This window comes from Bacillota bacterium (genome assembly GCA_013178125.1).
Lineage (GTDB): Bacteria > Bacillota > SHA-98 > Ch115 > JABLXJ01 > JABLXL01.
Genome location: JABLXJ010000006.1, coordinates 223,141 through 240,680, shown reverse-complemented (window position 1 = coordinate 240,680; position 17,540 = coordinate 223,141). Strand labels below are relative to the sequence as shown.

The following is a 17,540-nucleotide window of genomic DNA, read 5'->3' as shown; positions in this document are numbered from 1 at the left end:
AACCATTTCGCCAGGTGGTTGAGAGGCGGCAGGAGGCAGGGCTTCCTACACCGAGCCATACCACCGTGCACAATCTCACGAGAAAGCTTGGGGAGATGGCATCTCGCGAACAAGAGGAGCAACGGCGGGCTGTATTTGAATATGCACAAGAGCTTCCTGGGGAGAGGAAGGAAGTGGCATGTTTATTCCTTGAGGCTGATGGAACGATGGTACACCTCCAGAGGGAGGAGCAGAAGCTCGGTGAGGTTAAGATCGGGCTTTCCTACGAGGGCTGGGAGAAGCGCAGTCCTGGAAGCAAAGAATATACACTTGTGAACCCCATGGTAAACTGCGGGGTATTTCCTGGTTCTGATGCGTTTTGGGAGACGACGGCTGCGAGACTATCCAGGAAGTATGATCTCAATCATAGCACGTATACGGTTTTAAGCAGCGACGGTGCTGGATGGGTAGATGGTGCCAGGGACTATTTCGACGGTATACAAAAGCAGATTGACAGGTTCCACCTTTATCGGAGCATAAGAACGACGTTTGGACCGGAAGAGGCATCTAGCCTGATAGGTCTTCTTGGCCGGGGTGATGTACGGGCTTTCATGGACACTATGGAAGCGTCAATTGGTGATGGGAAGACTCGTGAGAATCGGGTGAAGAGAAGGGCAGTTTTCAACTTTTGTAAGGAACACGAAGGGGAGCTAATCGACTACCGGCTTAGGGAAGAGCAGCCACCATCAGGTATGGTACTTCGAGGCATGGGAGCGATTGAGCCCTATGTGGACAAGGTGATTGCAAACCGCATGAAGAAACGCGGCATGAGGTGGACACTTGCCGGAGCGGATGCTATGGCGAGGCTAAGGGCGCTGGATGCCAACGGAGAGCTGCATGCGTATGCGTCAAAGAGGATCACCTGGCAAGTGAGGGCTGATGCCAAGGTAGTAGCCCGGGTTAAAGAGAGGGTATTGGAAGATCCTGCGGGATGGCTGCATAAGGCTATTCCGGCTTTATATGGGCCGCATGCAAATAGACCATGGGTGAGAGCGATTCGGGAGCTTTTGAGTGGGAAGGGGGCTTTGATTTAACACAGAGAGCAGCGGGGGGACGCTCTGTTGCTAGGAATCAATCCGGTGGAAACCGTGCAGGATTGCGGTATGCTAAGGCCACAGGTGTGCTACCTTGTATAGCTCGCCCGGTTGAGGTTACCCGCGAAAGGGTCATCGAATCTGCGTCCGTTGTATCGTGTGACCGGGCTCACAATTAAAAAGTGAACTTCAAATCAGAGGGAAGACTGCCCCTTTGTTCTTGACACATACCCTGGCTCCCTACCCTATTGACATTGTGGCTTGAGAAGGTATAATGAAAATGTCCAGATTCCGCGCGCCCGTAGCTCAGCCCGGATAGAGCCGCAGACTTCGGATCTGCTTGTCGGGGGTTCGAATCCCTCCGGGCGCGCCAGTGTTTTCAAGGGTTTGAGGGCTTTGGCAGTCAGTCACATCTCCCAAAAATTAGGGACATGGTGGAACTTTTGGTGAAAAAACGAAGTCTGGTGTTTAATTTGCCATAGAGAGCTGATCTTTTTTCTTGGTCCTTGCCTTTTTTGGAGATAACCGCTAGGGGTGCTCACGAGGCTGAGATGGCGGCACTATCTCACCATCTCGAGATGAGTATGAGATGAGTATAGTCACGCCAACCCTTAGAACCTGACTTTAGCCGATTTGCAGGGCTTGAAGGGCAATCGGCACTGGGTAATACCAGCGTAGGGAAGCGGGAGAATTTGGTTTCGGGATCCTTCCGCCTGCTCATTCTGGTAGGCGGTTTTTGTTGCCTGCCCGGTTTCCTGGGAAGCTATGCATACCAAGCTATGTATACCAGGCCAGGATCGCCCGTGCGTACCCCCCTACGTTATCTCCTTTCAGAACCAGACACGCCAGTGTTTGATGACCAGGGTTCAATGAGGCACCTGTGCATCTCGGTGCCGGAATGTCGAGTCGAAAGGATTAGAGTGTTGAAAGGAGACGGGGAGTATGACAGAGAGAATAGGAAAGATGGGCGGGAAGGAAGATGAACCTACAACGGGAGCAAAAAGAGCGACCGGAGCCGGTGATGGGGCCATTCGGGCCGGTGATATAGCGGAAATCGGAGTCGCGGTGGCTCTGGCACTGGTTCTTCAGTTTGTGAAAGTCCTCAAGATGCCGCAGGGCGGTTCGGTATCGTTAGAAATGGTTCCCACCCTTTACCTGGCCCTGAGGAGAGGGCCGAAGGCAGGGGTAATAGGCGGCGCGCTCTTGGGGTTTGGGAAGCTTCTTGTCGAACCATACATCATTCATCCTGTGCAGTTGATAATGGATTACCCGCTGCCCTTCGCCGCCATTGGTCTGGCGGGCTTCTTCAGGAAGCGCCCGCTGGTGGGCACCGCGCTGGGAAGCATAGCTCGTTTCCTTATACATTTTCTGTCTGGAGTAATATTCTTTGCCTCATATGCCCCAGAGGGGCAGAGTCCGGTAGTCTATTCTGCGGTATACAATGCCAGCTATATCATCCCGGAGTTGATCATATCAGCCATAGTTATAGAGGCATTGATGCGTTCAGGGAGGCTTTTCGGTGGGAGAAAGGGCGCAGGTGGCCGGGTTCAACCGGGAATTTAGCCGTGCTGTCATTTTCGCAAATGGGACCTATGGGGCCGGGGATTATGATGGATTCTACGGATTCTACCGGGGCCTTCTGGCCCCGGGCGATTTCATAATCTGCGCGGATGGGGGAAGCGGGGTTGTAGGAAGGCTTGACCTGATCCCTCATGTAATGATAGGGGATTTCGATTCCACAAAGCCGGAGGTTCTTGAATCCTGGCGGAAGAAGGGGGTTATGATCCTTACATACCCCAGGGAAAAGGACAAGACAGATACCGAGCTTGCGGTGGATTACGCGCTCGACCTGGGGATTAACAGGATTATACTCCTCGGCGCCCTCGGGGGTAGGATCGATCACACCCTGGCCAATATCGCTCTTCTTACGTCACTTGCCATGCGGCGAGTTGATGGGGCCATTATAGATGAACATAGCGAAATCCGGGTTATCGCCCCTGATCATGGCGAACCGGATACGCTCACCTTTCAGGGGAACCCGGGTGACCTGTTATCCCTTATCCCGATAACCCCTTTAGTAAAAGGCGTGACCACAAACGGGCTCGCTTACTCCCTCCGCGATGCTGTGCTTTCATTCGGGAGCTCGCTTGGTATAAGCAATGTGTTCTGTTCACAGTCTGCTACTATAAGGGCTGCGTCGGGCCTGATGCTCGCGATTGCCTATCATTTGCGATGATGTGCAGTTCCCTTGAGGATGCCGGAGATCCATAACAAATCCCCGCCGATAGGTAATGAGCTTTCTCCCCAGACAACATCATTAACAGGGCGGAAAGTGAAAATGGCCACCTGTTTTACAAGACGTTAACCTTTTTGAAAACCGCATGCAACACCCGGCTATTATACTTGGACCTGAAAAGCGGTTGAGGGGATAACGGAAGATGCAGATCATGCAGATCGGGTTGTAACCCTTAAGTTTCGGCTCATGCAGCAGGACGCGGGTCCCACCTGCGAGGTGTCTGTCTTGAACGAGAAGATCTTGATAGTCGATGATGAGGAATCCATCGCTGAACTGGTTGAGTTTACCCTCAAGAAAGAGGGATTCCGCACGGCGGTGGCTTATGAGGGTGTGTCGGCGCTCGAGAAGGCATCGCTCGAGAAGCCCGATCTAATCCTCCTGGACTTGATGCTACCGGGGATCAATGGCCTCGACCTCTGCCGGAAGATTCGTGCCGACGCGGCCATGTCGATGCCGATAATAATGCTCACGGCCAAGACCGATGTGGTGGATAAGGTCCTCGGTCTCGAATTCGGCGCCGATGATTACATAACAAAGCCTTTCAGCCCGCGTGAGCTGACCGCCCGCGTCAAGGCTGTCCTGAGGAGATCGGCGGGTCAGCGTGACTGGAATGAGAAGATAGCTGGTTTCGTGTCGAGCGAGCTCTGTGTCGATGATATCAGGATAGACCTCCAGAGACACCAGGTTTGGGCGCACGGGCAGAAGGTTGACCTGACGCGCCGTGAATATGAGCTTCTAAAGATGCTCATGGCGAATCAGGGCATCGTTCTGAGCCGGGAGCTCCTCCTTGAAAAGGTCTGGGGTTATGACTATGCTGGCGATACGCGAACTGTTGATGTGCATGTAGCCAGGCTCCGCCAGCATCTGGGCGATGACCCCGCGAATCCCAGGTATATCCTGACGGTTCGTGGCGTAGGTTATCGCATGAAGGAGAGTTCATAAGGTTCACGTTAGTGCCCCTATAGCGTAGCGTTACCATTAGGTTTAATTCCGGGTTTGACCAGGTTTGATTTGATCTCATAGCCTCAGTTTTATTAGCTTTAAATTCACATAGATTTCCTCCTCATCCTCCTATCCTTTCTCTACATGGTGCTCGTGCTAGTGGGCTAGTGGCTAGTGAGCGAGTGCCATGTTTTCTTGTACCGCTTCTGGCGTGCCGGTATATCTTGATCATCTTGATATTGCATTTCAAGTGGCTTTGCGATATACTTACTCTCGCAAAGGGCCGTGGATTTGCGGTAAATTAAAGCGAAATTACGAAGGAAAGCTTCGATACTGCGTAGAATAGTAGTACAACAGATCGGCAAAACTTAGCAGAGAGGCACGGCAGGTCGATTTATCGGCCAGGGACTTGAGGCTGGATATTTTAGCTTGCGTAACACGTGCGGCTGCTGGTGATAAAGCTAGATGAGGTGGGCATAAGTGAAGGTAAGCGTGGAGAGACTAGAGAAAAACGTCATCAGCCTTGATGTCGAGCTGGAGGAGGAGGCGGTAGATCGAGCTCTCGAGAGGAGTTACCGCAAACTGGTCCAGAAGGTGGCTGTGCCCGGTTTTCGCAAGGGTAAGGTGCCAAGAAAGATCTTCGAGCTCAAGGTCGGCAAGGCCGCCCTGTATGAAGACGCGTTAGATACCCTGCTGCCAGAGGCCTACGCAGATGCGGTTAAGGAGTCCCAGGTGGAACCCATCGATCAGCCATCGATAGAGGTCGTCCAGATGGAGGAGGGCAAACCCCTCAAGTTCAAGGCAAAGGTAGAGGTCAGGCCCGAGGTAAAGCTTGGGAATTATAAGGAGATAAAGGTCGAGAAGAAGGTTGAGCCTGTTACTGATGAGGATATCGATAACCAGGTTAAGGCCATAAGAGAGGCAAATGCCAGGCTGGTTGACATCGAAGGACGGGATGTGGCGGAACGCGGCGATTTCGCTGTTATAGACTTCGACGGTTCCGTTGAGGGCCTCCAGGGGAAGGACATGAGCGCGCGCGAGTACACCGTTGAAATCGGGGGCGGGAGGTTGATCCCCGGTTTCGAGGACCAGCTTGTCGGGCTTAAAGTCGGTGAAGAGCGGGAGGTCGAGGCCGCATATCCGGAGGACTTTCCTGATAAAGAGGTGGCGGGAAAGAAAGCGAGATTCAAAGTGATACTCCAGGCTCTCAAGCGCAAGGAGCTCCCGGAGGTGGACGATGAATTTGCAAAAAAGGTAGGCGGCGTGGAGACGGTGGAGGAGTTTCGGAAGAGCGTTGCATCCTCCTTGGCGAAGTCCAAGGAGAGGCTTGCCGAGATGAAGCTTCGGAATGAGATTATCGACCGCATCGTTAAGGATGCCGAGGTAGATCTACCTGAGACCCTTGTAAATCAGCAAATAGATTCGATGGTTGCGGAGTATAAATACGATCTCTCGCAGCAGGGTATGTCCCTGGAGAATTACCTGGAGGCCGTGGGGCAGGATATCAAGAGCTTCCGTGAGCAGTTCAGGGAGGAAGCACAAAACACGGTCAAGAGGAATCTCGTGTTGCATGCGATAGCTAAGGCGGAAAACATCCAGGTGACCGATGAGGATGTCGATGACAGACTGGAGGAGATTTCCCAGAAGACGGGGCGTGATAAGGAGTCGGTGCGAAAGGCTTTCACCCTGGGTTCGGGAGGGGAACGCTTCAGGGGTACGATTATGATAGATAAGACTATCGACTTCCTTGTCAAGGAATGTAGCGCTTAGCTTCCGGTTTAGCCATTGTAGTGCACCATTGGATGCCAATAGATACCAAGAGGCAGGTTTCAGCAGTTTTTGGAGAATAATCTAGGGAGAACGCGTTGCTTCCGCATTCTAGATGCAATAGCAAAGGGGTGGGCGTAACCCGTGAGCGATTATATCCCGGAGCAGAGTGGGAGGGGGTATACTATGAACCTTGTTCCGATTGTCGTCGAGCAGACCAACCGGGGTGAACGGGCTTATGATATTTACTCGAGGCTCCTGAAGGACAGGATAGTCTTTATCGGCGGTCCTATAAATGACGAGGTGGCAAACCTGGTTATAGCTCAGCTGCTATTTCTGCAGGGGGAGGATCCTGATAAGGATATCAACCTTTATATTAATAGCCCGGGTGGCGCCATATACGCAGGGCTTGCCATCTATGATACAATGCAATATATAAAGCCGGATGTGGCGACCACGTGCATAGGGATGGCGGCGAGCATGGCTGCATTGCTGCTGGCCGCCGGGGCAAAGGGAAAGCGTTATGCCCTGCCTTTTTCGAGGGTGGTTATCCACCAGCCGCTTGGTGGGGCGCAGGGGCAGGCGACAGATATCGAGATCCATGCAAAGGAAATACTGAGGTTAAAGGAGATCAGTCAGAACATCCTTGCGAAGCATACAGGTCAGCCGATGGAGAAAATCGCTGTGGATACGGAGCGGGACTTCTTTATGTCGGCGGAGGAGGCCAAGGCGTACGGGATCGTGGACGAGATCTTCACGGGTAAAAAAAAGTAAAGGGGTGATAAGATGTTCAAATTCGGCGATGAAAAGGGTCAGCTGAAATGCTCCTTTTGCGGCAAGCTGCAGGAACAGGTGAAGAAGCTCATTGCAGGCCCTGGTGTCTACATCTGTGATGAGTGCATCGAGCTCTGCAATGAGATCATTGAAGAGGAGCTAGGCGAGGAAGTCGACGTCGAATTGGGCAATATCCCCAAGCCTAAGGAGATCAAGGAGATTCTTGACCAGTACGTCATAGGCCAGGAGGAAGCCAAGAAGACCCTGTCGGTTGCGGTTTATAATCACTATAAACGCATAAATTCCAACCTCAGGGTGGATGATGTCGAGCTCCAGAAGAGCAATATCCTGCTTCTTGGTCCTACAGGAAGCGGAAAGACCCTGCTGGCTCAGACGCTCGCTAAGATTCTAAATGTTCCATTTGCGATCGCCGATGCCACATCGTTGACGGAGGCGGGTTACGTTGGGGAGGATGTCGAGAATATTCTTTTGAAATTGATCCAGGCCGCTGACTATGATATAGAGAAGGCCGAAAAGGGAATAGTCTATATAGACGAGGTCGACAAGATCGCCCGGAAGTCCGAGAATCCATCGATCACTCGCGATGTCTCGGGCGAGGGTGTGCAACAGGCGCTCCTCAAGATTCTCGAGGGGACGGTCGCGAGCGTGCCGCCGCAGGGCGGGCGCAAGCACCCGCACCAGGAATTCATCCAGATAGATACGACGAATATCCTATTTATATGCGGTGGGGCGTTTGACGGGCTGGAAAAGATCATTCAGAACAGGGTTGGGAAGAAGGCTATTGGTTTCGGTGCCGAGCTTAGACCCAAGGTCGATCCAAATGTCGGCGAGCTTTTGCGGCAGGTTATGCCGGAGGACTTGCTCAAGTTCGGGTTGATCCCGGAATTCATAGGGCGCCTGCCCATAGTGGTTCCTTTGGACGCCTTGGACCGGGAGGCCCTGATCCGGATTCTCACCGAGCCCAGGAATGCCCTTGTGAAGCAGTATAAGCGGATATTTGAACTCGACGGCGTTGAGCTCGAATTTACCCAGGACTCGCTGAGCGCCATAGCGGATAAGGCTATTGCGCGCAACACCGGGGCGCGGGGACTCAGGTCGATAATCGAGAAGCTGATGCTCAATGTGATGTTCGAGATCCCGTCTCGAAACGACGTGAAGAAGTGCCTTGTAACACGCGAGGTTGTTGAGGGTCTCGGGGACCCTACACTGGTCCTGGCTGAGAAGAAGGGTTCGCGCAAGAAAGAGGAAACGGCCTAGGGTAGCCTGGTAGCCCGAGTGACTGATCAAACGTGGCGGACGACGAAGACGACGAAGAAGAAGAGAGATTTAAACGAATCTCTCTTCTTCTTTTATCCGGTAACCAATAGGACGTGCTGGTAAACTGGCACGAATTAAGGGTATGCCGGTTGGTGTGCATATGCCGATTGGCGGGGATAAGTGAGAAGGGCGTGGAGATACTACAGATATGGGTATCTAAGAAATCAAGGGCTTGGATGCTTGTAGACATTCAAGAGCCTCTCGCGGCGATGAGGAGGGTGGATGAGCTTGAACACGACAACAAATGTAATTGGGTTGATAAATCTCTTTTTCGCCGTTGTGATTGGTCTCTACTTCTGGAACCTGCTGAGGACGCAGCAAACGAACAAGGTTGCTGTGGATAGGGAATCCCGTAAGGAGATGGAGAAGCTCCAGAAACTACGGGGCATCTCACTCTCTGAGCCTCTCTCCGAGAAGACCCGTCCGGCCAGCCTCAAGGAGATCATAGGCCAGGAGGAGGGGCTCAAGGCGCTGAGGGCAGCGCTCTGTGGCCCCAACCCCCAGCATGTTATAATCTACGGGCCGCCGGGTGTCGGCAAAACCGCGGCTGCGCGCGTCGTTCTCGAGGAGGCGAAGCGGAATCCCCTCTCCCCTTTCCGCGAATTCGCGAAGTTCATCGAAATGGACGCGACAACGGCCAGGTTTGACGATAGGGGGATAGCCGACCCGCTCATCGGCTCTGTTCACGACCCAATATACCAGGGAGCCGGTCCCCTGGGCATAGCCGGCATACCCCAGCCCAAGCCCGGGGCGGTCACCAAGGCGCACGGGGGAATCCTGTTTCTCGATGAGATAGGGGAGCTCCACCCGGTCCAGATGAATAAGCTGCTCAAGGTGCTGGAGGACAGGAAGGTATTCTTCGAGAGCGCCTATTACAGCTCAGAGGACTCTAACATTCCCCAGCATATTCACGATATATTCCAGAACGGGCTCCCGGCCGACTTCCGGCTCGTTGGCGCCACCACCAGGATGCCTCACGAGATACCAGCCGCCATAAGGTCGCGTTGCATAGAGATATTCTTCAGGGCCCTCACTCCTGAGGAGGTGGGGGTAATAGCGGCCAATGCGGCCAGAAAGGCCAGATTTGAGCTTGAGGATGGGGCCTTGGAGGTCATCAAGAAATACGCCACGAATGGGCGCGATGCTGTGAACATGATCCAGATTGCGGGCGGGATAGCGTTGACCGAGAGGCGTTCTACTATCACCACCCAGGACGTTGAGTGGGTGGTGAATAGCGGCCAGTATGTGCCCCGGCCCGAAAAACGGGTGCCAGACGAGCCCCAGGTTGGGTATGCGAACGGCCTCGCTATTTACGGGCCGAATATGGGGACCATAGTTGAGATAGAGGTTACGGCGATACCGGTGGCGAGGGGCACAGGGCACGTCATAACCACGGGAGTCATAGAGGAGGAGGAAATGGGCGATGCGGGGAAGGTTGTGCGCCGCAAGAGCATGGCAAAGGGGTCGGTCGAGAATGTTCTTACAGTCCTGCGCAAGTACCTCGATGTTAACCCTGTGGATTATGACCTGCACATCAATTTCCCCGGCGGAGTCCCTATTGATGGGCCGTCGGCCGGCATCGCCCTTATAACAGCAATCTACTCGGCTATAACGAACGAGCCCGTGAATAATAAGGTGGCCATGACAGGTGAGATATCAATCCGGGGGTATGTTAAGCCGGTGGGCGGCATTGTTCCAAAGATCGAGGCTGCGATAAGGGCGGGGGCCAAGAGGGTTATCATACCCAGGGATAACTGGCAGGACATCTTCAAGGCCATTGATGGGGTCGAGATATTGGGTGCCGAGCGCATAGAGGAGGCAGTGAGGGCGGCCCTGATGAACAGCGGAGGGGCAGCCCGGCGTATGACCGCGGTGGGAGCTCTTACGACCCTAAGCACATAGACACATAGGCGGACGAGCACATAAGCGGCGGGGGCTCTTCCATTCATAACCGCGTTATTGCAAGATTATCCCGTTTTTGCCTGAAGTTTATTTAGGCAGCTAAACGGGGTTTTTTTATATCAATCTTGCCTGCTTCCACCAAAAAGGCTATAATTTCATTGTAGAGAACTAGTCGCATAGGTTATCTGGGGTACACAACAGGATCCTCTATCCGCCCTCGAGGGGTCACCTGAACTACCAGATGTTTTATGCTACTTGATAATCAGCTCTGTGGGCCCATTAGTCAGGAGGTGTGGGAGAGGGATGGCTACGGAGAATGTGGGAGAGGCAGGGTTTAAGGCTCAGGCCCAGGATACCTTACCGTTGCTTCCCTTGCGCGGTGTTCTGGTTTTTCCATACATGACAATACCCCTTGAGGTCGGGAGGGATAAGTCCGTTAGCGCGCTTGAGGAGGCAATGATGAATGACCGGCTCATCCTGTTGACTGCGCAGAAGCAGGCCAGGATAAACGAGCCCACGCCAAACGAGATTTACAGGGTCGGCACAATCTCAGAGATCAAACAACTTGCTAAGCTCCCGGACGGGACTATACGGATTTTAGTGGAAGGGATTGTAAGGGCCAGGATCGAAGAGTATGTCCAATCTGAACCCTGTTACAAGGTTCGGGTTACCAGGCTCGAAGAGCACGAGGAGAAGACGCCTGAAATCGAGGCTTTAATGAGGAGCACCGTCAGCGAGTTTGAACAGTATGTAAAGCTGAGCAAGAAGATACCCCCGGAGATCTTGATCTCTGTTGCAAACATCGACGATGCGGGTCGCCTGGCTGATGACATCGTGTCTCACCTGCCCCTGCGGGTGGAGGATAAGCAGGGGATACTGGAGGCCGGGTCACCGAAGGTCAGGCTGGAGGCGCTCTGCCAGATATTGAGCAGGGAAATGGAGATCCTTGAGATCGAGAGGAAGATACACGTCCGGGTCAGGAAGCAGATGGAGAAGACCCAGAAGGAGTATTATCTCAGGGAGCAGATAAAGGCCATCCAGAGGGAGCTCGGCGAAAAGGACGAGCGCATGGCCGAGGTTGATGAATACAGGGAGAAGATAGCGGCGGCGAAGTTGCCCAAGGATGTTGTCGAGCGCGCCACGCGTGAGGTTGAGAGGCTCGAGAAGATGCCCCCGATGGCGGCGGAGGCTGTTGTGGTTCGCACATACCTCGACTGGCTCCTGGCGCTGCCCTGGACTCAAAAGACCAAGGACAGGCTGGATGTTGATGCCGCGGCCAGGATACTCGACGAGGACCATTACGGCCTCGAAAAGGTGAAGGAGAGGATTCTCGAGTTCCTGGCGGTTCGCCAGCTGTCCAACAAGATGAAGGGGCCGATCTTGTGCCTCGTCGGGCCACCGGGAGTGGGCAAAACCTCGCTCGGGAAATCCATAGCTCGCGCCCTCGGGAGGAAGTTTGTCCGGTTTTCCCTGGGCGGCGTGAGGGATGAGGCGGAGATAAGGGGGCACAGGAGGACGTATGTGGGCGCCCTGCCTGGCAAGGTTATACAGGCTATGCGACAGGCGGGATCCAAAAACCCTGTGCTGCTGCTGGATGAGATCGATAAAATGAGCTCGGATTTCAGGGGGGACCCCGCAGCGGCGTTGCTCGAGGTCTTGGACCCCGAGCAAAACTGCGCCTTTGGCGATCATTATATAGAAGCGTCGTTCGACCTGTCGGATGTCATGTTCATAACCACGGCGAATATCATGCATGCTATACCGCGTGCGCTTCTCGACCGGATGGAGGTCATATCTATCCCGGGCTATACGGAGGAGGAGAAGGTCCAGATCGCGGATAAGTTCCTCTTCCCAAAGCAGCTGAAGGAGCATGGGCTTGAAGACCGGGGCGTGACCATCAGCGAGGGCGCGATCCGCAAGATCATCCGGGAGTACACGCGCGAGGCTGGGGTCCGGAACCTGGAGCGGGAGCTATCCGCCATCTGCCGGAAGGTCGCGCGGGAGGTTGTCGGCGGCTGCGATGGCCCCATATCGATTGATGAGGACCAGGTTGAGAAATACCTCGGGATTCCCCAGTACAGGTATGGGGTAGCCGAGATGGAGGATAGGGTCGGGGTCGCAACGGGCCTGGCCGTGACAGAGGCCGGCGGGGATATCCTCGCCATCGAGGTTTCCGTTATGAAGGGCACAGGGAAGCTCACCCTCACGGGGAAACTGGGAGAGGTCATGAGGGAATCGGCACAGGCGGGCTTCACCTATATCCGCTCCCGTGCGAGCGACCTCAGGATAAGTGAAACCTTCTACCAGGACTCGGACGTGCACATCCACGTGCCGGAAGGGGCTATTCCAAAGGATGGGCCCTCTGCGGGCATCTCAATGGCCACTGCTCTGGCGTCGGCGTTAACAGGGCGTGCTGTCAAGGGCGATGTGGCAATGACTGGCGAGATCACGCTGCGCGGGCGGGTGCTCCCGGTAGGCGGTATAAGGGAAAAGGTGCTCGCAGCGCACAGGGCAGGCATCCGGACAGTCATCCTGCCGTCGGAGAACAAGAAGGAACTTGAAGAGGTTCCTCAAAATGTCAAGGATAAGCTTGAATTCATCCTTGTCGATCATATGGACCAGGTGCTTAATGTGGCCCTGCTGCCGGAGGAGGTGGCCTCCGCCGCAGGGCCGCCCGATGATGCCTCCGAGGAGGCGCCGGGAGAGGGGAACATGGATGGCATCCCCTTGATACCGGGCGAGGGTCACGTTGGAGGGGATCAGATCCCCTACATCGCCTGAGCAAGGAGGAATTCCACCAGGAAGAATCCCTCCGGGCCGGGGACATCCGGTTAGCGGATCAATCATCCTGCCGCGCTGCCCTGGCTCTTTTATTCCTTTTTATTCCTGAAGAATTCACGGTGTTTCCGGTCGAGCTCCTCCTTGGATGGGACCGGGGGCCACAACTCGATGACGGCATCACTTCGTAGGGCCGCCGAGAGTTTGCTGTAGATGGTGCGGTCCTTCCTGGTGAGATCGCGTATGAGCTCCTTGACCTCGGCGCGCTTGCTCCTGCCGTTCATGGGACAGGGGCTTGGGACTGGCTCGAAACCTGTAAAGCGGGTTGCGGACCTGATCTCGTGCTCTCTGAAGTAGACGAGGGGGCGTATGACAGTGAGCCCTGTGCGGTCCAGGTATGTCCTGGGTAGAAAGGTTTTGATCTGGCCGGAATAAAGGATGCTCATCAGCAGGGTCTCGATCGCGTCATCGTGGTGGTGAGCAAGCGCGATCTTGTTATATCCGTGTTCGAGGGCGAAGTTGTTCATGGCGCCACGCCTGTGATGAGAGCAGACTGCGCATGGGTTTTGCCCGGCGGCGGGCGCCAGGACCATTGCAGCTATCTCCGTTTGCTTGAGGTAAAACGGCACGCCGAGGGCCTCGCAGAAATCCCGCAGGCGCTCAGTTACAGGTCCATCAGGCCCGTTAGGTCCGTCAGATCTGGCAGGCCCGGGCTGCCCGGGCCTGAGCCCGGTAAAGCCGGTAAAACCGAGGTCCACCATGAGCGCCCCGACCTCAAATGGGGCTGGCGAGTATTCTCGTATTGCGGCGAGCGCATACACCAAGAATGAGCTATCCTTCCCGCCAGAGAAGCCTACCAGTATCCGGTCGCTCGGCGCGATCAACTCAAACTCGCATATGGCGCGCCATAATTTTCTTGCGTATGACCGCGGGAGGAACCTCCCGGGAGAGCGCCCCTTCCTCCCACCCCGGTCGTCCATGCCTGTGGCGATTAATTCAGGTGTTTCCAGCGGCAGGTCCTCCTTTCGATGATATCGAGCGCGGCAAACAGCACGAATCCAAGGATGCTCAGCGCCATGATGCCGGCGAACATTTCATCATATGCGGCCCTGGACCAGGCATCCATAATGAAATACCCGAGGCCATGGAAGGTGGCAAAGGTTTCGGTAAAGAAAAGGGTTGCCAGGCCCGTGCCGAGGCCGATACGTGTGGCAGTGAAGATTTCGGGGAGGATCGCAGGTATTATGGCATGCCTGTATATATCCCGCGGCGTTGCCCCGAGGGCTTTCACGGAATAGACGAGGCTCGGGGGGAGGTTTCGGGCGGCGTCCCTGGTTGAGACGAAAATCTGAAAAAATACGAGGAGGACTATTATGAATATCTTGGATGTGTCGCCCAGGCCGAGGAATAACAGGATTACAGGGAGAAAGGCTATCTTGGGCACGGGGTAGGCGAGGTATATAACGGGCGCGATGACTGTATCGATGGTCCGGTTCCGGCCGACGAAGCACCCGAGGGGTACGCCGAGCGAGAGGGCGATAAGCGAACCGGCGACGACGCGCCACATACTTACGAGCATGTGTAGGCCCAGGGCCGGGGCTACGCGCCCGGAGGCCAGGGCGATCTCATATGGTCCAGGGAGAGCCGGGATGCGTGCGGCTGCGGATATACCCTGCCATATAGCTATGGTCCCCAGGATTACCGCGATTGCTGATCCCGCGCTCTTCGCAGGTAGATTTCCAGCGCCTTTTTTGTGCCATTTCAGCACGTTCATCCTGTATTGCTCCCTGCCTATTTTATACCTGTTTGTACCATAGTTTATAGGCATTGCTTCCGGTTCCTATCCTACCTGATATATATCCGACTCGTATATATCCGACTCGGGCCGGATCGGATCATGCAAGACCCCGGTCATACCAGACCTGGTTGAGCCGGGCTGAGCCTGGTTAAGCCGGGTTGAGCCGGTGACGCCGGCCGAGAAGCCCCCTGAGCTCCGCGCATGTATTGTGGAACTCTGGCAGGTCGCGGGCGTCCGGTCGCCCGAAACACGTGTTTTCGACCTCGGCCACCAACCGCCCTGGTTGCCCCGATAGGACTATGATCTTGTGGCCGAGGAAGACGGCCTCCTCTATGGAGTGCGTTACGAGCACGGTGGAGACCCTGAGCCTGGCCCATACATCAAGGAGCACCTCCTGGAGCTTCTCGCGTGTGAGCGCGTCAAGCGACGAGAATGGTTCATCCAGGAGAAGGACATCGGGGTTGAGCACCAGCGCGCGGGCTACTGCCACCCGCTGGGCTTGGCCGCCACTCAGCTGGGCGGGGTAGCGGTTGATGGTCTCCGCCACGCCCAGCTGTTCGAGGATGTATTCCACCCTTTGCAGCGCCAAGGGCGCGGGGACCCTCCTCAGCTTGAGCCCGAGAGACACGTTATCCCGCACCGTCTTCCACGGGAGAAGACCGTAATCCTGCGGGACAAGCGCGGTCCCCGGCCGTCCTGCCCGGGGAGGCTGGCCCTTGATGAGAACCTCGCCGCTTGACGGCTTGAGGAGGCCCGCTAGGATGTAGAGCAGAGTGGTCTTGCCGCAGCCCGACGGCCCGAGGATTGCGGTTGTGGAATTCCCGGGCATATCAACTGATATGCCGGCGAGGGCCTCAATTCCTGATCTTGAATTCGCCTGCTGGTATGTGAAGCTTAATTCCCTTACAGTTATCATACAGCCTACTTAAAATCCCCGGTCCCGATGTTCCTGATAAGGCTGTCTGTCACGAGATCCTGGTAGGCGGGGGCCTGGTTCTCCTCTATCAAATTCTTCTGGACCATCCAGTTGACAACCCTTTCCACATCACCCCGTGCCGGGACGGACGGCCTGTGGTAATGTGGGAAAACGAGGGCATCCTTCACAATCGCAGGAAAGCCAGCCTTCTCGACAAGGAGATGCCTCACCGAGCCCGGTTCCTCGTTTATTTTCATGACTGCCTTATCATAGGCTTCGTAGAGCTTGCGGAGCTCTTCAGCCTTTCCCCTTATCGCGCTGGTCGTAAAGATCATTACGCCGGGGGCCAGGCCCATAGAATCGCTGTCCGCGATGAGGGAGGCGCCCCTGAGCCTTGCCACCGTTGCCAGGGGCTCGGGCAGGCACGCGGCCTTGATCTTGCCGGATTCCAGCATTTGAAGCCTGATCGGGATCTTGGGTATGGCTATCTTCCCGATCGAGCTGGCCGGAAGCCCCGCGCCGGTCAGGAGCTGGTCGGTTATATATTCTATGATGGTATTTGTGGAAAGGCCGACCGGGACGTTCTTCAGGTCCTGGAGGGACTTGATGCCGGATTTGGGTGACGTGAGTATAGCATAGCGGCCGTTTGTTATAGAAGTAATCTTGACGTCGAGGCCATTCACGCGCGCAAACACCGCTGCGAGGGTGTCCGCGACCTCGCCATCGATGGCCTTTGCCTGGAGGGCGCTATCCCTCTCTATCGGGTTCTGAAATGGGATCAGTTTTACATTTACGCCGGTATCCTCGAAGAACCCGAGCTCCTGCGCCACGATAAACGGGAAGGAATCCACGTCGGGAAGTATTCCTATACGCAAAGCGTTGCTGGCACCGGGAGACTGGGGAGATTTGGTGGAGGCTTCTAACGGCGCCCCGGCTGCCATTAGCAATACGAGCAGGGCCAGGGCAATAGGGAACAGCAAACCTCTATACAATATTATCCTCATTCCCATTTCCAATCTCGCTCTCAGTCTTATTCTCATATCCTGATGCCTCCCGTCTTAATCTGTCATGATATATTCTATAGCTTTATGAGGCGATCGATAACAGCAGCCATGAACAACACCGGGGCTATTATCTGGTTTATGGTGTAGGAGGCAACATCAATCCTATTCAGGTCCGCCGCGGAGACAAGGCGGTGCTCATACCAGAGGAGAGCCCCTGAGATGACTACCCCGGCGATGTATACCGGGCCCAGGTGTTGTTCAAAGGCTAGCCCCAGGAGGGTTATGAAGGTAAGGACGTGGAGGAGGGTCGATATCGTCAGGGCCGTACTTGCGCCGAATCTCGCTGGCACGGAGTGCAGCCCCTCCTTCCTGTCGAAGTCGATATCCTGGAGCGCGTAGATTATATCAAAGCCCGCCACCCACGCCCCCGCAGCCAGCCCCAGGAGTATCGTGGCAGGCTCGATGGCGCCGCGCACCGCTATCCAACCACCCATAGGGGCCATGGCCACAGCGAATCCGAGGACGAAGTGGGAGGCCCACGTGAACCTCTTGGTATATGAATACGAGATTATGACGGCGAGGGCAACGGGGAGGAGCTTCACGCAAAGGGCATTGAGTTGCCACGCGCTTACTATGAAGAGGATGAAAGCCATGGTCGAGAGCACCAACACCTCGCGCCGCGAAACGACCCCGCGCGGTAGGTGCCTGTTTGCGGTCCGCGGATTTCGCGCGTCGATCTCGTGGTCCACCAGGCGATTAATGGCATTGGCCCCGTTTCTCGCTCCAAGCATCGCCAGGGTGATCCACAGGATATCCCGCCAGGCCGGCATTCCCCGCGCAGCCAGGAGGGCCCCGAGGTAGGCGAAGGGGAGTCCAAAGAGGGAATGGCCGAACATTACAAGATCGGCATAAGTCTTGATTCTCCCGCCCATGGCCCCCCTATTGGGTTCGT

At 55.3% G+C, this 17,540-nt stretch carries 14 protein-coding genes, 1 tRNA gene and 1 riboswitch; of the genes, 10 read left to right on the top strand and 5 right to left on the bottom strand.

Annotated elements, in window-relative coordinates:
* The 10 genes from HPY71_07565 to lon all read left to right on the top strand — a co-directional run.
* Positions 1–1,073, top strand: a 1,073-nt coding sequence (locus HPY71_07565) for an ISLre2 family transposase (protein ID NPV53365.1), incomplete at its 5' end; no start/stop codon positions are given.
* Positions 1,074–1,368: 295 nt separating this feature from the next.
* Positions 1,369–1,446: transfer RNA gene (locus tag HPY71_07560), tRNA-Arg, on the top strand.
* Positions 1,447–1,593: 147 nt separating this feature from the next.
* Positions 1,594–1,771, top strand: a riboswitch (TPP riboswitch).
* A 265-nt stretch (positions 1,772–2,036) separates the two neighbouring features.
* Positions 2,037–2,636, top strand: coding sequence for an energy-coupled thiamine transporter ThiT (thiT, locus tag HPY71_07555; GenBank protein ID NPV53364.1), 600 nt, complete (start codon positions 2,037–2,039; stop codon positions 2,634–2,636).
* The gene (locus tag HPY71_07550; GenBank protein ID NPV53363.1) at positions 2,593–3,309 is read left to right on the top strand and encodes a thiamine diphosphokinase; all 717 of its coding nucleotides are present in this window, start codon (positions 2,593–2,595) and stop codon (positions 3,307–3,309) included. The genes thiT and HPY71_07550 overlap by 44 nt, the downstream gene beginning before the upstream one ends.
* 246 nt (positions 3,310–3,555) lie before the next feature.
* The gene (locus HPY71_07545; GenBank protein NPV53362.1) at positions 3,556–4,311 is read left to right on the top strand and encodes a response regulator transcription factor; all 756 of its coding nucleotides are present in this window, start codon (positions 3,556–3,558) and stop codon (positions 4,309–4,311) included.
* A 480-nt stretch (positions 4,312–4,791) separates the two neighbouring features.
* Positions 4,792–6,081, top strand: a complete 1,290-nt coding sequence (locus HPY71_07540) for a trigger factor (GenBank protein NPV53361.1) — start codon at positions 4,792–4,794, stop codon at positions 6,079–6,081.
* Positions 6,082–6,264: 183 nt separating this feature from the next.
* Positions 6,265–6,852 carry an ATP-dependent Clp endopeptidase proteolytic subunit ClpP gene (clpP, locus tag HPY71_07535; protein NPV53360.1) on the top strand — a complete coding sequence of 196 codons (588 nt, stop codon included), beginning with the start codon at positions 6,265–6,267 and terminating at the stop codon, positions 6,850–6,852.
* 12 nt (positions 6,853–6,864) lie between these two features.
* Positions 6,865–8,130, top strand: a complete 1,266-nt coding sequence (gene clpX, locus HPY71_07530) for an ATP-dependent Clp protease ATP-binding subunit ClpX (protein NPV53359.1) — start codon at positions 6,865–6,867, stop codon at positions 8,128–8,130.
* A 282-nt stretch (positions 8,131–8,412) separates the two neighbouring features.
* Positions 8,413–10,092, top strand: coding sequence for an ATP-dependent protease LonB (lonB, locus tag HPY71_07525; GenBank protein NPV53358.1), 1,680 nt, complete (start codon positions 8,413–8,415; stop codon positions 10,090–10,092).
* Between the two features lie 303 nt (positions 10,093–10,395).
* A complete protein-coding gene (gene lon / locus HPY71_07520) occupies positions 10,396–12,873 on the top strand; it encodes an endopeptidase La (GenBank protein ID NPV53357.1) in 2,478 nt (825 codons plus the stop codon).
* A gap of 89 nt (positions 12,874–12,962) precedes the next feature.
* Here the strand turns inward: lon and HPY71_07515 are convergent, their stop codons facing one another.
* The 5 genes from HPY71_07515 to HPY71_07495 form a co-directional block, all read right to left on the bottom strand.
* Positions 12,963–13,850, bottom strand: a complete 888-nt coding sequence (locus tag HPY71_07515; protein NPV53356.1) for a tRNA 2-thiocytidine biosynthesis protein TtcA — start codon at positions 13,848–13,850, stop codon at positions 12,963–12,965.
* Positions 13,851–13,861: 11 nt separating this feature from the next.
* On the bottom strand, positions 13,862–14,644 hold the full coding sequence (locus tag HPY71_07510; GenBank protein ID NPV53355.1) for an ABC transporter permease: 783 nt from the start codon (positions 14,642–14,644) through the stop codon (positions 13,862–13,864).
* Positions 14,645–14,816: 172 nt separating this feature from the next.
* Positions 14,817–15,584 carry an ABC transporter ATP-binding protein gene (locus HPY71_07505; protein NPV53354.1) on the bottom strand — a complete coding sequence of 256 codons (768 nt, stop codon included), beginning with the start codon at positions 15,582–15,584 and terminating at the stop codon, positions 14,817–14,819.
* A 5-nt stretch (positions 15,585–15,589) separates the two neighbouring features.
* On the bottom strand, positions 15,590–16,624 hold the full coding sequence (locus HPY71_07500) for an ABC transporter substrate-binding protein (protein ID NPV53353.1): 1,035 nt from the start codon (positions 16,622–16,624) through the stop codon (positions 15,590–15,592).
* Between the two features lie 38 nt (positions 16,625–16,662).
* Positions 16,663–17,520, bottom strand: a complete 858-nt coding sequence (locus tag HPY71_07495; GenBank protein NPV53352.1) for a UbiA family prenyltransferase — start codon at positions 17,518–17,520, stop codon at positions 16,663–16,665.
* Positions 17,521–17,540 lie beyond the last annotated feature (20 nt).